General features: G+C 36.1%; 18 protein-coding genes and 1 tRNA gene. 14 read left to right on the forward strand and 5 right to left on the reverse strand.

What is annotated here, in order from left to right; genetic code table 11:
* Positions 1–362: 362 nt before the first annotated feature.
* Positions 363–433: transfer RNA gene (locus H6W53_RS16740), tRNA-Gln, on the reverse strand.
* Between the two features lie 302 nt (positions 434–735).
* Here H6W53_RS16740 and der point away from each other — a divergent pair.
* The 6 genes from der to H6W53_RS16770 all read left to right on the forward strand — a co-directional run bounded on the left by der (position 736) and on the right by H6W53_RS16770 (position 5,744).
* Positions 736–2,046, forward strand: coding sequence for a ribosome biogenesis GTPase Der (gene der / locus H6W53_RS16745; protein WP_116097518.1), 1,311 nt, complete (start codon positions 736–738; stop codon positions 2,044–2,046).
* Between the two features lie 81 nt (positions 2,047–2,127).
* Positions 2,128–2,781, forward strand: coding sequence for a uracil phosphoribosyltransferase (gene upp / locus H6W53_RS16750; protein ID WP_185208474.1), 654 nt, complete (start codon positions 2,128–2,130; stop codon positions 2,779–2,781).
* Positions 2,782–2,916: 135 nt separating this feature from the next.
* The gene (locus H6W53_RS16755; protein ID WP_185208477.1) at positions 2,917–3,444 is read left to right on the forward strand and encodes an RNA polymerase sigma factor; all 528 of its coding nucleotides are present in this window, start codon (positions 2,917–2,919) and stop codon (positions 3,442–3,444) included.
* Entirely contained in the window at positions 3,434–3,718 is a 285-nt protein-coding gene (locus H6W53_RS16760) for a hypothetical protein (RefSeq protein ID WP_185208479.1), read from the forward strand. The genes H6W53_RS16755 and H6W53_RS16760 overlap by 11 nt, the downstream gene beginning before the upstream one ends.
* Positions 3,711–4,160, forward strand: a complete 450-nt coding sequence (locus tag H6W53_RS16765) for a Spy/CpxP family protein refolding chaperone (protein WP_087712410.1) — start codon at positions 3,711–3,713, stop codon at positions 4,158–4,160. The genes H6W53_RS16760 and H6W53_RS16765 overlap by 8 nt, the downstream gene beginning before the upstream one ends.
* A 384-nt stretch (positions 4,161–4,544) precedes the next feature.
* Positions 4,545–5,744, forward strand: a complete 1,200-nt coding sequence (locus H6W53_RS16770; RefSeq protein WP_185208480.1) for a cytochrome-c peroxidase — start codon at positions 4,545–4,547, stop codon at positions 5,742–5,744.
* Between the two features lie 40 nt (positions 5,745–5,784).
* On the opposite strand, the gene H6W53_RS16775 is transcribed toward H6W53_RS16770, so the two are convergent.
* Together H6W53_RS16775 and H6W53_RS16780 are read right to left on the reverse strand one after the other, a co-directional pair.
* Positions 5,785–6,438 carry a ComF family protein gene (locus H6W53_RS16775; RefSeq protein WP_185208481.1) on the reverse strand — a complete coding sequence of 218 codons (654 nt, stop codon included), beginning with the start codon at positions 6,436–6,438 and terminating at the stop codon, positions 5,785–5,787.
* Positions 6,439–6,778: 340 nt separating this feature from the next.
* Positions 6,779–8,254 (reverse strand): helix-turn-helix domain-containing protein, encoded by a 1,476-nt coding sequence (locus H6W53_RS16780; protein WP_185208482.1) that lies wholly within the window; start codon positions 8,252–8,254, stop codon positions 6,779–6,781.
* 125 nt (positions 8,255–8,379) lie between these two features.
* Between H6W53_RS16780 and aceB the strand changes: the two genes are divergently transcribed.
* The 3 genes from aceB (at position 8,380) to H6W53_RS16795 (ending at position 11,869) form a co-directional block, all read left to right on the forward strand.
* Positions 8,380–9,954, forward strand: a complete 1,575-nt coding sequence (aceB, locus tag H6W53_RS16785; protein ID WP_185208483.1) for a malate synthase A — start codon at positions 8,380–8,382, stop codon at positions 9,952–9,954.
* A gap of 150 nt (positions 9,955–10,104) precedes the next feature.
* Positions 10,105–11,385 (forward strand): isocitrate lyase, encoded by a 1,281-nt coding sequence (aceA, locus tag H6W53_RS16790; RefSeq protein ID WP_185208484.1) that lies wholly within the window; start codon positions 10,105–10,107, stop codon positions 11,383–11,385.
* A gap of 97 nt (positions 11,386–11,482) precedes the next feature.
* Positions 11,483–11,869 (forward strand): acyl-CoA thioesterase, encoded by a 387-nt coding sequence (locus H6W53_RS16795; RefSeq protein ID WP_185208485.1) that lies wholly within the window; start codon positions 11,483–11,485, stop codon positions 11,867–11,869.
* On the opposite strand, the gene H6W53_RS16800 is transcribed toward H6W53_RS16795, so the two are convergent.
* Positions 11,861–12,364, reverse strand: coding sequence for a TlpA family protein disulfide reductase (locus tag H6W53_RS16800; RefSeq protein ID WP_185208486.1), 504 nt, complete (start codon positions 12,362–12,364; stop codon positions 11,861–11,863). The two genes, H6W53_RS16795 and H6W53_RS16800, sit on opposite strands and share 9 nt — an antisense overlap.
* Positions 12,365–12,463: 99 nt before the next feature.
* Between H6W53_RS16800 and H6W53_RS16805 the strand changes: the two genes are divergently transcribed.
* From H6W53_RS16805 to H6W53_RS16820, 4 genes are all read left to right on the forward strand, one after another.
* On the forward strand, positions 12,464–12,910 hold the full coding sequence (locus H6W53_RS16805; protein WP_087706037.1) for a 6-pyruvoyl trahydropterin synthase family protein: 447 nt from the start codon (positions 12,464–12,466) through the stop codon (positions 12,908–12,910).
* Between the two features lie 26 nt (positions 12,911–12,936).
* On the forward strand, positions 12,937–13,749 hold the full coding sequence (locus H6W53_RS16810) for a UDP-2,3-diacylglucosamine diphosphatase (RefSeq protein WP_076390961.1): 813 nt from the start codon (positions 12,937–12,939) through the stop codon (positions 13,747–13,749).
* A gap of 155 nt (positions 13,750–13,904) precedes the next feature.
* Positions 13,905–14,885: an acyl transferase gene (locus H6W53_RS16815; protein WP_185208487.1), complete on the forward strand. Its 981-nt coding sequence runs from the start codon at positions 13,905–13,907 to the stop codon at positions 14,883–14,885.
* Positions 14,886–15,183: 298 nt separating this feature from the next.
* Positions 15,184–15,729 (forward strand): hypothetical protein, encoded by a 546-nt coding sequence (locus tag H6W53_RS16820; protein WP_185208489.1) that lies wholly within the window; start codon positions 15,184–15,186, stop codon positions 15,727–15,729.
* A gap of 53 nt (positions 15,730–15,782) precedes the next feature.
* Here the strand turns inward: H6W53_RS16820 and aqpZ are convergent, their stop codons facing one another.
* Positions 15,783–16,517: an aquaporin Z gene (gene aqpZ / locus H6W53_RS16825; protein WP_185208524.1), complete on the reverse strand. Its 735-nt coding sequence runs from the start codon at positions 16,515–16,517 to the stop codon at positions 15,783–15,785.
* A 218-nt stretch (positions 16,518–16,735) separates the two neighbouring features.
* On the opposite strand from aqpZ, the gene H6W53_RS16830 reads away from it, so the two are divergent.
* Positions 16,736–17,356 carry a DUF5715 family protein gene (locus tag H6W53_RS16830; RefSeq protein WP_185208490.1) on the forward strand — a complete coding sequence of 207 codons (621 nt, stop codon included), beginning with the start codon at positions 16,736–16,738 and terminating at the stop codon, positions 17,354–17,356.
* Positions 17,357–17,384: the final 28 nt, after the last annotated feature.

The raw sequence follows: 17,384 nt of genomic DNA on the forward strand, positions 1-17,384 counted from the left end.
GGAAGAGGAAATGAGCAATGCTGAGGAGCAACTCATCAGCAATACAATCAACGCTGTAAACAATAGTTTAGAGGATGGCTTTTGCCATCCTTTTTTTTCAAATTATTGGAACAGCACTATGGCTTAAAAACCTTTTACGAACGACGCTTACTGTTTTGCTTTCCCAAAAAAATCACATCCATACTTTTTGAAACTCCAACAACGATATTTTTTGAATTTTCAGCTACAAAAAAAGTTTATTGAAACAAAGTTCAATAAACTTACTGTATCATTAGTAATAATAAGTGTTGCGAAGAATTTCACCAACTATTTTTGACCATTAAACCCAAAAAAACCGTTAATTTGATAATTAACGGTTTTTGTAGACCCACAGGGATTCGAACCCCAGATGACTGAACCAAAATCAGTAGTGTTACCGCTACACCATGGGTCTGTATTTCTATGACGCGAAATTATATAAATTATTTTAAAAATAAAAATGATATTAAAAGAAAAGTGCGTGGCAATCGATTATTAATTGATTTACAAAGATTTATTTTTTTAACTTTTTTATTCGGAATGAAAGTTTCTTTGCATATTAATTATGAGAAAGTATGATTTGAAATCAGAGCTTTTCTGCTACAAATATCAAATTAAATAAAAAGCGTATCTTTGCAAAAAATTGGGCTCCAAAAGTTGGAGAAACCCATTAATAACGTGTCCTGAGCTTTGTCGAAGGATTATTAAACATTTTTTATGTCGAATATTGTCGCAATCGTTGGACGTCCCAACGTAGGAAAATCAACGCTTTTTAATCGTTTACTGGAAAGAAGAGAGGCTATCGTAGACTCTACCGCCGGTGTTACCAGAGACCGTCATTACGGAAAATCCGACTGGAACGGAGTAGATTTCACGGTGATTGATACCGGAGGATATGATGTAAACAACGATGATGTTTTCCAGGGAGAAATTTCAAAGCAGGTTCAGTTGGCGATTGATGAAGCAACTTCTATCATTTTTATGTTGAATGTAGAAGAAGGACTTACAGATACGGATTACGAAATCCACGAAATGTTGAGAAGATCAAACAAGCCGGTTTATATCGTAATCAATAAAGTAGATTCTTCCAAAGAAGAATTGGCAGCTACAGAATTTTATCAGTTGGGAATTGAAAAATATTACACTTTGTCCTCTGCAACAGGTTCAGGAACAGGAGATTTACTGGACGATGTGGTAAAAGATTTCCCGACAACCGAATACAAAGATCCTTTTGAAGGATTGCCTAAAATTACCATCGCGGGTCGTCCGAATGTAGGTAAATCTACCATGACGAATGCTTTGCTTGATGCCGACAGAAATATCGTAACAGATGTTGCAGGAACTACAAGAGACAGTATCCAGACCCTTTATAACAAATTCGGACACGAATTCGTATTGGTAGATACAGCCGGAATGAGAAGAAAATCCAAAGTAAGCGAAGACTTGGAATTCTATTCCGTAATGCGTTCTATCCGTTCCATCGAATACTCTGATGTTGTGATTATTATGGTGGATGCTACTCAGGGATGGGAATCTCAGGATATGAACATCTTTGGTCTGGCTCAGAAAAACAGAAAAGGAATTGTGATTCTTGTTAATAAATGGGATTTGATTGAAGGTAAGGAAACCAACACCATGCGTGATTTCGAAAAACAGATTAAAGACAAGATCGGGCAGTTTCAGGATATTCCTATTTTATTCGTTTCTGCATTAACGAAACAGAGAATCCTGAAAGCGGTAGACATGGCAATGCAGGTGTATGAAGACCGTAAGAAAAAGATCAAAACTTCAAAACTTAACGAAGTGATGCTTCCTATTTTTGAACAGACACCGCCTCCTGCAAACAAAGGAAAATACATTAAAATCAAATACTGTGTACAGCTTCCGACGCCGTCACCACAATTTGTATTCTTCTGTAACTTACCGCAATACGTAAAAGAACCATATAAAAGATTTACTGAAAACCAGTTGAGAAAAGAATTCGGATTTACCGGAGTTCCTATCGAAGTGTATTTCAGACAAAAATAAATTGTAATCCCTTTCAGATTTTTCTGAGAGGGATTTTATTCTTCATTAAATATATATTTTAGATAAAAGCTTTTCAAAATAATGAACACAATCGTTTTATCAGAACAATTTTCTTTAGTTAATTCATGGATCAATGAGCTTCGAAATGTTGAAATCCAGCACGACCGTATGAGATTCCGCAGAAATATGGAAAGAATCGGCGAAATTGCTGCGTTCGAGATCAGCAAAACACTGGAGCATAAAGAAATTGAAATTCAGACTCCTTTGGATACGATTAAAGTGAAGGAAATTGCTGTTCAGCCTGTTATTACGACCATTTTGAGAGCCGGAGTTCCTTTGTTTGAAGGAATTTTGAATTATCTTGATAAAGCAGACTGCGGATTTGTTGCCGCTTACAGAAAACACGACGCCAACGATTATTTCTCTATCAAACAGGATTATTTAACGTGTCCGAATATCGAAGGCAGACCTTTAATTGTTGCTGATCCGATGTTGGCAACCGGAGCTTCTCTTATCGAAGCCATCAAAGATCTGTTAACCCATGGAAAGCCGACTGAGCTTCACATTGTTGCTGCAATTGCTTCAAGGCAGGGAGTTGAAACCATAGAAAAAGCGTATCCCGATGCCAAAATCTGGGTAGGAGCCATTGATGAAAACCTTACCTCAAAAGGCTACATTACTCCGGGACTGGGTGATGCGGGAGACTTAAGCTATGGCGAAAAACTACAGCGATAATATAAATCTGATCAATCTTTCTCAGGATCATTTTTACACCTGAATTTCTTTTATTTTTACGGAAACTGAAAAAGCCGAAGGAAAAAATATTTTTTCTCGTCTAATATAAAAAGTGACCGTAATGAAAACCGGAATATGAATTTCGAGTTTGTCTTCCGTGAGCATCAGAAGATGGTGTATAATCTTGCTTTGCAGTATACCCAGAATACCGAAGATGCGGAAGAAATAACTCAGGATGTTTTTGTAAAAATATCACAAAAAATGGATGGCTTTAAAAACGAGTCATCCTTAAAAACATGGATTTACCGCATCGCGATTAATACCTCTTTAGATTTTCTTAAACATAAAAACACTAAAAAACGATTCTTTTTCGGTCTTTTCAGAGATTCGGATTCGGAAAACAGGCAGAATGAACTGGTAGATTTCAATCATCCCGGTGTGGTTCTTGAGCAGAAAGAAGAAGTCATGAAAATTTTCAGCTTTATCAATATGCTTCCGAATGATCAGAAAACAGTGGTTATTTTAATGAAAATTGAAGGCAATTCTCAACAGGAAACCGCTGAAATCATGAATATCAGTCAGAAAGCGGTGGAATCTCTTTTTCAGCGCGCCAAAAAAAATCTTATCCAAAAACTAAATCAACAGAAGGAATATGAAAAATAAATCGTCTAAATATGTAATGGAAGATCAGTTGCAGATATTAGAAAAAATTCAGAGCGTGGAGGCTCCTTCAGAATTGTACGGAAAGATTCTCAGTAAAATTGAGAATCAGAAGAAAGATGTTGTTTCCCCAAAATGGATTTTCGCCGCGGCAGCCGTGATTGTTATTCTGATCAGTTTGAACGTAAAAGTTATTCAAAACACAAAAGATAATTCAAAATCAGATTTTGATACCTTATTTATGATGAAATCACAAAATACTTTTTCGTATGACTAAAAACAGATTTTACATTTTTATCATCATCGGTTTGTTGATTTCTAATCTACTGTTGGTTGTCTTCATGCTCATGCGAAAACCTCCGCATCATTCAGGGCCGAGAAATCTTATTATTGAACGGCTGCATTTGGATGAAAAACAAATACAGCAATATGACGTACTGATTCAGCAGCACAGAATGCAGATCAGAGAAAAAGAACACGAAATGATGGATGCGAAAACGCAGTATTATTCATTATTAAAAAATAAAGATCAGAAAAACGGAGATTCTTTGGTACAGCAGATCGGAAAGATAAGTATGGAAACCGAGAAAATTAACTTTAAACATTTTCAGGACATCAGAAAAATTTGCCGTCCCGACCAGTTGCAGGATTTCGATCATCTTATTGATGAATTTGAATCTCTTTTTGCTCCCGGACCGAAACCTCCACACGAGCGATGAAAAAAAAATATTTCGTTTTTATTTAGTTTTCGTGGGTTTAATTTTCTCTTTCGCAGACAATATTTACCGGAAACAAGTCAATTGAAAAATAATTCAGAAAGAAGATCATAACTGTCGATAAACAATTTTCCCAAAAAGTTTTATCATCCGAAGGAAAATAAATGTATTGTCGTCTAATAAAATAATGATGGCGTAAAGAATAAATAGAATGAAATCGGAGAGCTTAAAAAGTAAAACAGTCTTTGTCAGCTTAAAAAACAATGTGTAATAAAATTAAAAGGTTAGCACAAATCTTAAGAACTACGATTAATCATGAAGAATCAATTTTTTTATTCCGAAAATAGCCTCTAAAAACTTTTAAACTAAACATTCTAAAAACCTCTTATGAAAAAACTTACATCATGGCTTGTTCCTGCATTCTTCACAGCAGTAGCCTTATATTCCTGTTCGGGCAGCGATACCTATGAAGCAACTCCGGTTACACAGGAAGAATATCCCGGAATTCTGGCTGCTTTTGGTTCCAATATCAATCTCAGCAGTCTTGAAAATTATGCCAATCAGCCTAAACCGGCTTATATTACAAGAGATAATACCGCCGGAAATCCTATTACGGATAAGGGCGCTACATTGGGAAGAATGCTGTTTTACGACAAAAATCTTTCGAAAAACAACACCATTTCATGTTCAAGCTGTCACAAACAGGAACTTGCTTTTGGAGACAATGCAGTTGCGAGTACAGGAGTGAACGGAACAACAGGCAGACATTCCATGAGACTGGTGAATGCAAGATTTGGCAATGAAATGAAATTTTTCTGGGACGAAAGAGCAGCTAGTCTGGAAGCACAGACTACGTTCCCGATTCAGGATCATAACGAAATGGGCTTCAGCGGAACAAATGGAGACGGTACACTTCAGGATTTGATTGCAAAACTTCAGAACATTAAATATTATCAGGAAATGTTCAAATTTGTTTACGGAGATGCTACCGTTAATCAAACAAGAATTCAGAATGCATTGGCGCAGTTCATCAGAAGTATTCAGTCCTTTGATTCTAAATATGATGTAGGAAGAGCTGCAAGCGCAAATGATCAGCAGCTGTTTGCAAACTTTACGGCACAGGAAAATCAGGGAAAAAATCTATTTCTGGCTCCTCCTGTTTTTGATGCGACAGGAAACCGTACCGGTGGCGGATTGGGTTGTGCAGCCTGTCACGCCGCTCCGGAATTTGATATTGATCCGAATTCCAGAAACAACGGAATTATTGGGAAAATCAGCGGAACCGGAATCGATGTTTTTAACACCAAAGCTCCAAGTTTAAGAAACATTACCAACAGCAGCGGAATAGAAAACGGACAGTTTATGCACACCGGAAACCTGACAACGCTTCAGCAGGTAATTGGTCATTACGGAAATATCAATATTGCACCGGGAAATACCAATCTCGATCCTCGTTTGGTGCCTAACGGAAACGGACAAAAGCTAAACCTTACATCAACGGAAGTGAATGCAGTAATCGCATTTCTGAAAACACTTTCCGGAACCGATGTGTATACCAATAAAAAATGGAGTAATCCTTTTAAATAATTACAATTTCTTAAAGCTGTTCTTTATAGAGCAGCTTTTTTTATTCATCAATCGCCATAACCAAAACACTCACTTTGTTATCGCCCGATTTCAGAATCTCCCATGCAATCGAAGCCAGCGTATTTCCCGTTGTAAAAACATCATCAATTAACAAAATATGCTTACCTGAAATATTTTTAGTCATTGAAAATACATTTTCTGTTTTCAGCCGGTTCTGCTTATCCTTCAAAGCCTGAGCTTTAGAATAATGATTTCTTTTCATCACATCATGATCAAACGGAATAGCATAAAATTCTGAAAGCGTTTCGGCGAACCAATGCAGTTGATTATATCCTCTTTCTTTTAATTTTCTCGGATGAAGCGGAACCGTCACCAAAAGATCAGGCTTCTGATTTTTAAAATCAAGTCTTTCCGTCGTCCATTCAGCTAAAGTTTTCCCGATTTTCTCCCGACTCCTGTACTTCAGTTCATGAATTAATTTCCGGCTCACATTTTCTTTTTCAAACTGCATGAGTGCAAAAGCATTTTCGATAGGAAAAAGAAGTCTGCATTTTTCTTTAACAAAATTATCTTCAGAATAATCGTTGTGGGTAAAGTGGATCTGTTCAAAACAAAGATTACAGACCGGGAAATTGGCATCAATAATGCGGCTGCACCGAATACAGCGATTCGGAAATAAAATATCGAGCATCATTTGCGGATTGAATAACTAAATGATTATTAATTTTTTACAGGAATAAAATATTATTAATTCTTTCGATTAAATAACCCGAATAATTAAATTGTTTTTTATATCCCTAATTGGTGTAAAAATAATCATTTCATCCGAAAATGAAGTGAATAATTAAAAAAATAGAAAAAAATATGATTGTCCGTAACTTGTCATAATTAGAAAACCTTTGAGTTCTTCGCTTTATGCTGAGCTTGTCGAAGCACCTTTGCAAACTTAAAAACAGTTGGTATATAAAAGAATCTTAGCGATTCTTTGCGTGAAAATTAAGCATTATGATCAATAACGGATAATCATAAAAAAATTACAAAATATCTTTTCGGATTTTTTCAATTGCGTTTTTCATCCCCGAATTAAAATATTCCTTCTCCAGACGGATTGGCGGCGATTGTCTTACTTCACAATCCGCAATGCTGCACGATTCGCAGGTTACTCCTACATTGATGGTGTTCAGGGTGGGAGACTTAATAAAATTGATTTTTTTAATGGTCTGTGAGTTCAGTAAAATTCCCAAGCAGTAACTTCTGTTGCTTCCGTCGGAAAAAGGATTTTTTTGCGATGTAGAAATCACCAGATAACTGATTCCCTGATCTTTGTAATGCGAAATCTGGGCGTCCGTTAAGGTTTCGTTTTCTTTTAAATGATGAAGATTTTTCACGGCAATCCATCTTCTGCAGTAATGCTCGTTCGTTGCATTCGCATGAGGAGCCTGTTGATGATTGAGGTGTAACTCTTTTAAGATCTGTATTTTATCTGAATTTTTCTTTTTGACTAAGCATAAATAAAACAAATCTTTTATTCCCAGTTCGGAAGAAAGAATATTGGTCAGGCGATAATAAAATGTTTCGGGAGAATTGGTGAAATTATCGATCAAACTTTCAAAATTCTGGGGATTCCATTCGTTTTGCAGAAAAAAATCTGAAGTTTTTTCAATTGTTTTCTGTTTTGAAATCAACAAAGCTCCCGCAAAATACGAAGCATAAAAATTATTTAAAATTTCTTCAAAACTTCCGAAATCCAGCCACGAATACGTATTCGGTCGGTTTTTCAGCTCCAGAACATTAAATCCGATCTCTTTCGCGAGAATAAAGGTTTTCTGATCTTTTTCTAATTTCCGGTTTAAAAGCAACAGCTTTTTTTCAGGGACAAACAATGAGCGTAAATTATCCAAAGTCCCGTACTTCTCAAAATCTTCCGACTGAATCTGGTAATTAAATTTTTCATTCAGAATAGTCTCCAGAACATCAGACTGTAAATTTTTGTCGATCTTCAATCCGTTTTCCTCAGCAAAGAGCTGGACTTTTTCTTCAACTTCGGGAAAATAATTATCATAAAGTTCCTGAAATGAACGTAAAACAGCAAAGTAAAATCTTTCCTTTCCTAAATTATAGTTTTGTGAAATTTCAATTAGAGCATTGATAAAAGCGGTTACTTTTTTAGGCGCATCACTAATGATACTGATCAGGTTATTTTTATTGATCCCGAAAAGATCCAGAGGAATTTCTTTAAAAAAATCTGACTGAAGAATTTCATTAAAAGGAGTGAGGCTCTTATCCAGTTTTGTGGAAACCAGATCGTCAAAAGTACAGTTCAGCGCTTCCGAAAGCTGAATGATCTTATCATGCTTCGGATATTTTTTCCCATTTTCAATTTCGTTAAGGTAAGATTTCGATAAACCGGTCTTTACCGCAAGATCCTGTAAAGACCAGTTTTTCTTCTGTCTCTGCTGTTTCAGTTTCAGCCCGAAAACTGTTTTAATAAAGTCACTGTCCGAATTCATAATTCAAATATAATATTTAGAAGCGATTATTCGCATAATAATTTTTAAAATAATTTAGCGAACGTTCGCTGTTTGTGAAAATTTTTATTTATGTTTGCAATGTTGAATTACAAAACCAAAATGATATGAAAACCAAGACTCAATTGAAAATCAACGCTCAGCAAAATTTTGATGAAATTTTCACCAATGATTTAATCGATTTTTTGGTTGAGCTTCATCAGAATTTTAATCCGAAAAGAATACAACTTTTAGAAGACAGAAAAATCAGACAAAAAGAATTTGATGAAGGAATTCTCCCGAAGTTTTTAGAGGAGACAGAAGAAATAAGAAATGGAAACTGGATCTGCGCTCCGCTTCCGGAAGATTTACTGGATCGGAGAGTTGAAATTACAGGACCGGTAGACCGGAAAATGATCATCAACGCGTTAAATTCCGGAGCTTCCACTTTTATGGCAGATTTTGAGGACAGCAATTCTCCGACATGGAAAAACTGCATAGAAGGTCAGTTAAACCTTTCTGATGCGGTGAACCGAAGAATAGATTTTACAACTGAACAGGGAAAATCTTATCAGCTAAATGAAAAAACGGCTGTTTTATTGGTTCGTCCGCGAGGTTTACATTTAAATGAAAAACATATTGAAATTAATGGAGAACAGGCTTCGGCGTCATTAATCGATTTCGGAATTTATTTTTTCAGAAATGCTAAACAATTAATGGAAAATGGAAGCGGCCCGTATTTTTATCTCCCGAAATTAGAGCATTATCAGGAAGCAAGATGGTGGAACGAAGTGTTTGTTTTTGCACAGAATTACTTAGAAATTCCGCAGGGAACCATTAAAGCAACGGTTTTAATCGAAACAATTACCGCTTCTTTTCAGATTGATGAAATTTTATTTGAATTGAAAGACCACAGTTCCGGACTCAACTGCGGAAGATGGGATTATATTTTTTCTTTCATTAAAAAATTCAGAAACCTTCCCCGCTTTATTGTTCCCGACAGAGATCAGGTAGCCATGGCTTCTCCTTTTATGAGTGCCTATTCAAAACGCGTTATTGAAATCTGCCACAAAAGAAATGTTCACGCGATAGGAGGAATGGCGGCACAGATTCCGGTTAAAAACGATTATGAAGCGAACAGCATTGCTTTCGGAAAAGTAAGAAGCGATAAAGAACGAGAAGTAAAAAACGGGCACGACGGAACCTGGGTAGCGCATCCTGCGTTGGTTTCTGTGGCTAAAGATATTTTTGATAAATATATGCCTTCCAAAAATCAGATCGATAAAAAAGTTCAATACCATATCACCGAAAAAGATTTACTGGAAGTTCCAAAAGGTGAAATCACCGAAAAAGGGGTTCGGAAAAATATCAACGTCGGAATTCTTTACATCGAATCTTGGTTAATGGGAACGGGAGCTGCAGCCATTTATCATTTAATGGAAGATGCGGCAACCGCAGAAATATCCAGAACCCAGATCTGGCAATGGCTGAAAAATGATGCGGTTTTAAATGACGACCGCACTTTAACCAGAGAAATGATTCTTCAGTGGGAATTTGAAGAACTGGAAAGAATTGAAAAGTATGTGGGTGAAGAACGTTTCCGTAAAGGGAAATTCAATCTTGCCAAAGAACTTTTTAATGAATTGATTTTCAGTGAGAAATTTGATGAATTTTTAACTCTGAAAGCGTATCCTTTTATTTGAGTGGGAGAGTAATGAGAGTGGGAGAGTGGGAGAGTTTTAGGGTTTGAGCGTTTAATGTAATTGCAACGATCAACCATCAATTATCAATCATCAATTATCAATTATCTATCAACCGTTAACAAACAACAATTAACTAAACAAAAAAATAGTATGAAAACAAAACAAGAACAAATTCAGGAGATCGAAAAAGACTGGCTGGAAAACCCACGCTGGAAAGGAATAAAACGTCCTTACACAGCGGAAGATGTTTTAAAACTTCGCGGTTCTTACAAACTGGATTATACCATTGCAACGGAAATGTCTAAAAAATTCTGGAATTTACTCAACACTCAGGATTTCGTTGCAGGACTTGGCGCGTTAACCGGAAATCAGGCGGTTCAGGAAGTGGATGCAGGTTTACAGGCAATTTATCTTTCCGGATGGCAGGTTGCAGCAGATGCCAATTTATCGGGGGAAATGTATCCCGATCAGTCATTATACCCCGCCAATTCAGTTCCTTCTGTGGTAAAGAAAATTAACAATGCTTTATTGAGAGCAGACCAGATCCAGTCTGTGAACGGAGGCGGAGAAAAGGAATATCTGGTTCCGATTATTGCCGATGCAGAAGCAGGTTTTGGCGGAAATTTAAACGCGTATGAACTGATGAAACAGATGATTGAAGCAGGAGCTGCGGCAGTGCATTTTGAAGACCAGCTTTCTTCTGCTAAAAAATGCGGTCATTTGGGAGGTAAAGTTTTGGTTCCTACACAGGAAGCCATCAATAAACTAATTTCTGCTCGTTTGGCAGCAGATGTTTTGGGAGTTCCGAGTTTAATTATTGCAAGAACAGATGCAGATGCAGCAGATTTGCTGACTTCTGATATTGACGACAGAGATAAAAAATTTGTAACAGGCGAAAGAACTTCCGAAGGTTTCTATGTCGTAAAAAACGGAGTGGAGCAGGGAATCGACAGAGGTTTATCTTACGCTCCTTACGCAGACCTGATCTGGATGGAAACCTCTAATCCGGATCTGGAACAGGCAAGAAAATTTGCAGAAGGGATTCATGCGAAATTTCCTGATAAAATGTTGGCGTATAACTGTTCTCCATCCTTCAACTGGGCAGCAAGACTTTCTGTGGAAGAAATGCAGAATTTCCGTGAAGAACTGGCAAAATTAGGGTACAAATTCCAGTTTATTACTTTGGCAGGTTTCCACGCATTAAATACGGCGATGTTCGAGCTTGCTTTAGCTTATAAAGAAAAAGGAATGGCAGGATATTCTGAATTGCAGGAGCGTGAGTTTGCGTTGCAGCAAAAAGGTTTCAGAGCAGTAAAACATCAGTCGTTTGTAGGAACTGGCTATTTTGATGAGGTACAGAATATTGTTACCAACGGCTCTTCTGCAACAGTTGCTATGAAAGATTCTACCGAGACCGCACAATTTCACTAAAAAGTTTCGTTTTAATTAAATTTAATTGTTAGAACCTTCTCGATTTTGGGAAGGTTTTGTTTTTTATGTGCTAATTTTGAATTTATATTTGAAGGAGATGAGTTTGATTTTTGAAAAACAGATACAGGTTACAGAGCAGCATATTGATGGAAATAATCATGTAAATAACGTTCAGTATGTGCATTGGGTGGAAGAAATTGCAGCAGCGCACTGGGATTTTGTAAAACATAAAACCGAATATCCGAAAGATATCTGGATGCTTCTGGATCATCATATTCAATACAAAAAGCAGGTGTATCTTAATGATGTGATTACTGTTAAAACTTATCCGAAAGCTCCTGAAGGAATTCGTCAGCCCAGAAAAGTGGAGTTTTACTGTAATGATCAGTTGGTGGTGGATTCTGCCACATTGTGGGTTTTGGTAGATGCCGAAACGCAGAAAATCAAAAGACTGGAAAGTGACTGGCTGGAAAAGCTAAAATGATTCCTTTACAATTTTTTGCAGAATTTCAAACTTTGTTTCTTCGATGGTTCCAGTGATTTCCTGAATATTTCCGTTTTTGTCAACCATAAAAGTCATTGGATTTCTCAGCAGTGTAAAGTAGGATTTCAGCTCCTGTCCGGAATCTGTAATGTGCTGAAAATTGAAAGGTTTTTTGGTTAAAAATTGATTAACTTTTTCTTTACTGTCATACGTAATGGCTATAAAATTGATTGTTTCTCCTGAAAGTTCCTTCAGTTTATTAAGATAGGGAAGCTCTTCAACACAGGGTTCGCAGTGAGTTGACCAAAAATTGATAAAAGAGATTTTCCCCTTTAAATCATTAGAATTGAAATTTTTTCCTTCAGAATTTTTATAGTTTTCAATAGGAAAATGGGTTCCTATTTTATTTTCCAGATCGGGGTAAGTCCAAAACTGTCTCTTTTGAGCATTAAAGATTACGCTGAAAAAGATTAATAATAAGGTTATTGTTTTCATGATGAAGTAACGGTTCATCTTCAATATTATTTCATGAAGAATATTTTCTTGTACTCAAAGAACATGAACGGAACAAACCAAATTCCTTATCTTTGCATTATGATACGTATTACAAAAATTTTTACATTCGAAACCGCTCACGTTTTATACAATTACGACGGGAAATGTAAAAATATGCACGGACATTCCTACAAGCTGTTTGTAACAGTGAAAGGAAAGCCTGTTAATGATTTGGAAAACCCTAAGAATGGGATGGTGGTGGATTTTGGTGATATTAAAAGTATCGTAAAGTCTGAAATTGTAGATGTCTGGGATCATGCCGTTCTCATCAACGGACTTTCGCCGCACAGAGAACTCGGGGAAGATCTTGAGGAAAAAGGGCATAAAGTGATCTATTGTACATTTCAGCCGACCTGCGAGAATATGTTGTATGCCATCGCAGCAAAAATAAAATCGAAACTTCCGGAAGGAATTTCTTTGGCTTATCTTAAACTTCATGAAACCGAAAACTCTTACGGAGAATGGTTTGCGGAAGATAATCAGTAATTTTTTATTCAGAAAAACTCAGAACGGTGTTAAAAACAACCATTAATTTAGAACCCGGTAAAAAAGTATATTTCGCTTCAGACCAGCATTTCGGTGCACCGAATCCAAAGGAAAGTAAACTGCGCGAAGAGCGTTTTATCCGTTGGATGGACGAAATAAAGCATGATGCACAGGTTCTTTTTTTAATGGGAGATTTATTTGATTTCTGGCATGAATGGAAACACGTAATTCCGAAAGGATACGTTCGTGTTTTGGGAAAAATCGCCGAACTGAAAGACCGTGGAATCCATATTTACTTCTTTGTGGGAAACCATGACCTTTGGATGAAAGATTATCTTGAAGAAGAAATCGGATGCACGGTTTTCTATAAAAAGCAGTATTTTGAGATGGGCGGAAAACAGTTTTTGCTGGCTCATGGCGACGGTTTGGGACCGGGAGACAAAGGATATAAGAGAATGAAAAAAGTCTTTACCAATCCTGTTGCGCAATGGTTTTTTAAATGGCTGCATCCCGATATTGCGATGAAAATAGCATTGTACATGTCTCAGAAAAATAAAATGATTTCGGGAGATGAGGATAAAGAATTTCTGGGAGAGGATAAAGAATTTCTGATCATTTATTCAAAAGAAAAACTTAAAACTCAGCCAATCGATTATTTTATTTACGGACACCGTCATCTTCCGATGATTCTGGATCTTGAAGGAAAAGCAAAATACATCAATTTAGGAGACTGGATTTCTTATTTTACCTATGGTGTTTTTGAGCATGATTTTGAACTGAAAACCTTTGGAGACAGCACAAAAAAAATTACCCCAAAAGCTGAGGTAATTTCCGAATGAACCGAAATTCATTCATGTTTTTAATCCATATTCCGCATTACTCATTGCAATAATCTGACCATTTTTTAATTTTAAGATTAAAAATGATTAAAAAACAATATTTTTTATGATAAGTAATTATAAATGATATTGAAAGAATAAAAATGTTTTTAGAAGTGAAAAATATATTCGGCATACAGACAGAGCAGGATTTTTTGGCTGCATCACTGGAAACCTTCCGTTATCAGTATGAAAATATTGAAGTTTACAGACGTTTTGTAGATTATCTCAACATCAAGCCAGATCATGTAGATCAGCTTTCAAAAATTCCTTTTCTGCCCATTGAAATGTTTAAAAACCATCGGGTTTTGGATAAAAATGCAGCTACTGATCTTTTTTTTCAAAGCTCCGGAACTACACAGATGAATTTATCGAAACATTTCATTGCCAATCCTCAACTGTATGAAGAAAGCATCTATAAAAGTTTTGAACAGTTTATCGGAAAACCGGAAGACTTCATTTTCCTCGGACTTCTGCCAAGTTATCTGGAAAGACAAAACTCTTCGCTGATTTACATGGTAGATTACCTGATGAAAAAATCCGGAAAACCTGAAAACGGATATTTCCTTTACAATCATGAAGATTTATTTACACTTTTAAATGAATTGCAAAATAAAAAAGTTATTCTGTTCGGTGTTTCCTTTGCATTGCTGGATTTTTTAGACTTCTGTGACAGCAGTTCAAAAACGCTTCAGTTCTCCGATTCATTAACCGTAATCGAAACCGGAGGAATGAAAGGCAGAAAAGAAGAAATGACCAAAGATGAGCTGTTGAACATTTTGCAGGAAGGTTTTAAAACTGATAAAATTTATTCAGAATATTCCATGACGGAGCTTCTTTCACAGTCATATTCTTTAGGAAATAACGAATATCAGTGTCCAAACTGGATGCGCATCATGATCAGAAATGCAGAAGATCCCTTTAATTATGAAAAAGAGGGAAGAACGGGAGCGATTAATATCATCGACTTGGCAAATGTACATTCCTGTGCATTCATCGCAACACAAGATTTAGGAAAAATTGTCGGAGATAAATTTCAGGTTTTAGGCAGAATCGATCATTCAGATATTCGCGGATGCAGTCTGCTGGTAAGTTGATTGATTTTGTAGTTGAAGTGTTTTAACATTGTAGAATTTTCAGGCTCAAAATTTAAAATTCTGCTATCATTAGCTTAGTGAAACGCCTTTGCGAACGAACTATGGAGAACAGATAATAAATAAAATCTTTGCGACTTCTGCGTTAAAAACAAAAAGTTTTATCAAAACAGGATTTTTGTTTAAATTTAAAAATTCTGCTATCATTAGCTTAGTGAAACGCCTTTGCGAACGAACTATGCAGAACAAATACTAAATAAAATCTTTGCGACTTCCGCGTTAAAAAAACAAAAAAACAAAAGTGTTAAAAATAGAAGAATTGGTTCACGCATTTATTCATTCTCAATGTAATTTTGAGAAAGAAATTGTTTTAACCAATCATTTTCAGGCAGACTGGGAAGCCGATATTCTGATTGTTGATTCCGAAGGATTCAGCCACGAAATTGAAATCAAGCTTTCGAAGAGCGATTTCAAAAACGATTTTAAAAAATCCTATACCAATTCAAGTACCGGCGAAAAATTTTTAAAACACGATAAAATTTCCTGCGGAGATTATGTCTGCAATGCGTTCAGTTTTCTGCTTCCGATGGGAATGGTAGATCATGAAATGATTCCCGAACATTGCGGAATTATCGAATTTTACCACAACGTAGACTCTTGGGAAACGGAATTTTATATTGTAAGAAAACCCAGAAAAGTACACGAAGATTCTTACTGGAAACTGAATGATAAAGATCTTTTCATCCGGAAAATGGCTTTAAATCTATTATATAAGAAAATGGAAATCAAAGGAAAGCATGAAGAGCTTATTTTTAAAAATCCATTTGATCTTAAAAAATTAAAGTAGTCTTTCAAAATGTCAAACATAAAAAAATCCTGTCGGCTGACAGGATTTTGTGGTTAACTATCTAATTCTTCCATGCCGTTTCGCTGCAGCAGGAATCTGTAAATCAATCCTCCCGCAATTCCTCCTAAAATCGGAGCAACCCAGAACAGCCAAAGCTGAGACATTGCGTTTCCGCCTACAAAAACTGCCTGAGAAAGTGATCTTGCCGGATTCACGGAAGTATTCGTAATCGGGATGGAAATTAAATGGATTAACGTTAATCCCAAACCAATCGCAATACCTGCAAATTTTCCGTTGGCAAACTTATCTGTTGCGCCAAGAATGATGATCAGGAAAAAAGCAGTCAGTAAAAATTCTGTTAAGAAAGCAGCACTCATCGAGTAGCTTTTTCCAAAATAGACCGCTTCACCGTAGAAATTGGTGGCAAAAGCTCCCGGTCCCGAAAAATCCGGAGTTCCGGAACCGCTCAGAATAGTAAACAATGCTCCTGCAGCTCCTATTGCTCCTAAACATTGTGCCACAACATACGGAACAAGATCTTTGGCAGAGAATCTTCCACCTGCCAGAAGTCCTACAGAAACAGCCGGGTTGAAATGACCTCCTGAAATATGTCCTACTGCATATGCCATGGTAAGAACGGTAAGCCCGAAAGCCAGCGAAACACCCAGAAGAAGAATCCCTAATTGTCCATTAGATGCCGCTACAATCTGCGAGGCGAAAATTGCACTTCCGCAACCTCCGAAAACAAGCCAGAATGTGCCGAAAAATTCAGCAAAAAGTTTTTTTATCATATTGTTTATTTTTAAAAAGTATTTCAAATTTATCATTAATATATTGAATTAAAAAGTATAATTTTAAACTTATTGAAAATTAAATTTTGATTTTATTATTGATTTAATAATTTAAAATAAAAATAATAGTTAATTATTTTCATATATATGTTTATTAGAGTTTATATTTATTTCATAAATGATTATTTTAGTTTATAATTTTTAAAATTTCTTTCATGAAAAAGTTTTTGTGTGTGATCTTTGCTTCCTTTCTTCATGGCATATTTTCTTCACAGGCGGCTCAAAAAACATTACCATGCTATGATCTTACAGAAGTTTTAAGAGTAGAACCCACTTTTCTTTATAAGCCGCATCTGGATGCCTCAAAAAGTTTTGGGATAAAGCTTCTAAAGGATTCGAAGACTGTTCAGAATTATATCAGCAAAGGAAAATTTCATAAAATAAAAAAATCAGGAACCGGATATCGTGTTCAGAAACTGGATTACAGCAGAGCTTACATGGTTTCTAAAGGGAAATCGATGCTCGAGAAAATAGGAGCGCGTTTCAGTAAGGAAACAAAAGGGAATGTCTTTACGGTTTCTTCCATTACCAGAACACTGGAAGACCAGTGCAGACTGAGAAGGGTGAATTCTAACGCGGCATTGGGAATAAGCTCTCATAATTACGGAAATTCTTTTGACATTTCGTATGTACGGTTTAATGGTGTTTTAAAGCATAATCCTAAGTTGGAAGCTGCTTTGGAGAAGGTTCTGAAGCATTATTATGATCTGGGAAGAATTTATTACATCAAAGAGAAACAACAGAGCTGTTATCACATTACAGTAAAGAATTATTAACTAATTTTCAATTATACGTGAGATACTT

Source organism: Chryseobacterium sp. C3, assembly GCF_014218905.1.
In the GTDB taxonomy this organism is placed as follows: domain Bacteria; phylum Bacteroidota; class Bacteroidia; order Flavobacteriales; family Weeksellaceae; genus Chryseobacterium; species Chryseobacterium mucoviscidosis.